Origin of the sequence: Aeromonas allosaccharophila (assembly GCF_000819685.1) — a bacterium.
GTDB classification, from domain to species: domain Bacteria; phylum Pseudomonadota; class Gammaproteobacteria; order Enterobacterales; family Aeromonadaceae; genus Aeromonas; species Aeromonas allosaccharophila.
Genome location: NZ_CDBR01000071.1, coordinates 1 through 1,753 on the forward strand (window position 1 = coordinate 1; position 1,753 = coordinate 1,753).

A 1,753-nucleotide genomic window follows, 5' to 3' on the forward strand; every position below is an offset into this window, starting at 1 on the left:
CAGAGGTATAGTGTGAAAAAAACCAATAAAAACAATGCCAGTCAGGCTTAACTGACTGGCATTAGGCCTTCGGGCCGCTTTTTTTGTGGCTGATGAGAAAGGGATAAAAGAGGGAGATAGTGGAAAGTCAAAAGTCCCAGCCGGCCTGCTCTTGTTCACTGGCCTGGATGGCCTCTTGTGCCTTGCGGCGGGCGGCGTCGACCCGCGCCTTGCGGTTGCGGCACAGGCGCATCACCTCCTGCTGCTCGGCAGGGGTCATGGTGAGCCAGTTGAAACGCTCCTCGCGATTGCGCAGGCAGCCCTTGCAGTAGCCCTTGTTGTTCACTTCGCAGACCCCGATGCAGGGGCTCTGCAGCGGGAAGATTTCGAGCTGTTCCATCCATCACCTCGCACATCCTGTCACCTTGTTATAACCCAGCGGATCCCCTTTGGAGAAATCCTGCTTCAAGTGATTGATGTCGTTTGCTTTCCCCCTGCAAATTTGGCATCTTCCCCGCCGAGCATGGCTCTTGGCGTTATATGAGGACATATGAACAAACACGCGTACTGGCTGACCGCCGCAGTGCTGGGACTGGCCGGTTGTGCGGGCAACTCTGATAAAGCAGATGTGCCCAAAAAACAGACCGACAACAGATGCTTTCTTAACTGCGAGGTGCCGGAAAATCTGGGCAAGCAGTATCTGGACGGGACCCTGCCAGAGGATCTGGTGAGGGTGGAGCGGGTCAATAGCCGTGCGCGTGCTGACTACAGCAAGTTTGGCCCGCAAAGCCGACTGGTATTGCAGCGCTCCGGCAAGATGACCCGCCGTTATGGCGAGCTCTATCACCAGCTCTCCCGTTGGGTTGCCAATGGAGGCAATCCTGCCGACATCACCCGTTACGGCATCAGCCTGGCCCAGCTGGGCGGCGCCGATCGGATGGGCAACGTGCTGTTTACCGGTTACTACTCGCCGGTGCTGGAGGTGCGTCACCGTCCGGACGCCAAGTACAAGTATCCCATCTATGCCATGCCCAAATGTGGTGGCAGCTGTCCGACCCGTGCCGAGATCCATCAGGGGGCCCTGGCCAACCGCGGGCTGGAGCTGGGCTACAGCAAGTCTCTTATCGACAACTTCCTGATGGATGTGCAGGGCTCCGGCTTTGTCCACTACGGCGATGACGATCGACTGCAATATCTGGGCTACAGCGGCAAGAACGGTCATGGTTACGTCAGTATCGGCCGGGTACTGATCGACCGCGGTGAAGTGCCCAAAGAGCAGATGTCGATGAAGGCCATCAAGGATTGGGCCAATAGTCAGCCAGAGGAGAGCGTCAAGGAGCTGGTGGAGCAGAACCCCTCCTATGTCTTCTTCGAGCGTCGCCCGACCAATGACGTGATCGGGGCTGCAGGTATCCCGCTGCTGCCGCTGGCGGCCGTTGCCGCCGACAAGACCCTATTGCCGATGGGCACCCCGATCCTCGCCGAAGTCCCCTTGCTCGATAAAGAGGGCAACTGGACCGGCAAGCACCAGCTGCGCTTGTTGATTGCGCTCGATGTGGGCGGTGCGGTGAAGAAGGGTCACCTCGACCTCTACCACGGCATGGGCGAGAAGGCCGGTGTCGCTGCGGGTCACTACAAGCACTTTGGCAGAGTCTGGAAGCTGGGCCTGCAGCATGGGCCGACTGCCGCCCCCTGGCTGTAATCCTCTGAGGGACCGGGCGTCTGTAATCGGGCGCCCGGAAAAAATGAAGAGAGGCGTTAATGGGATGGTCGC

At 58.8% G+C, this 1,753-nt stretch carries 2 protein-coding genes; one reads left to right on the plus strand and one right to left on the minus strand.

Annotated features, from left to right (window positions below; all coding sequences use genetic code 11):
* Nucleotides 1–127 precede the first annotated feature (127 nt).
* Complete coding sequence (locus BN1115_RS12940; protein WP_042657470.1) at nt 128–379, minus strand: DUF1289 domain-containing protein; 252 nt, start codon at nt 377–379, stop codon at nt 128–130.
* Between the two features lie 150 nt (nt 380–529).
* Here BN1115_RS12940 and mltA point away from each other — a divergent pair, with 150 nt between their 5' ends.
* On the plus strand, nt 530–1,681 hold the full coding sequence (gene mltA / locus BN1115_RS12945; protein WP_042657471.1) for a murein transglycosylase A: 1,152 nt from the start codon (nt 530–532) through the stop codon (nt 1,679–1,681).
* Nucleotides 1,682–1,753: the final 72 nt, after the last annotated feature.

Coding starts and splice junctions, on each gene's coding strand:
- BN1115_RS12940 (WP_042657470.1), bottom strand. CDS start 379: ATGGAACAGCTCGAAATCTTCCCGCTGCAGAGCCCCTGCATCGGGGTC.
- mltA (WP_042657471.1), top strand. CDS start 530: ATGAACAAACACGCGTACTGGCTGACCGCCGCAGTGCTGGGACTGGCC.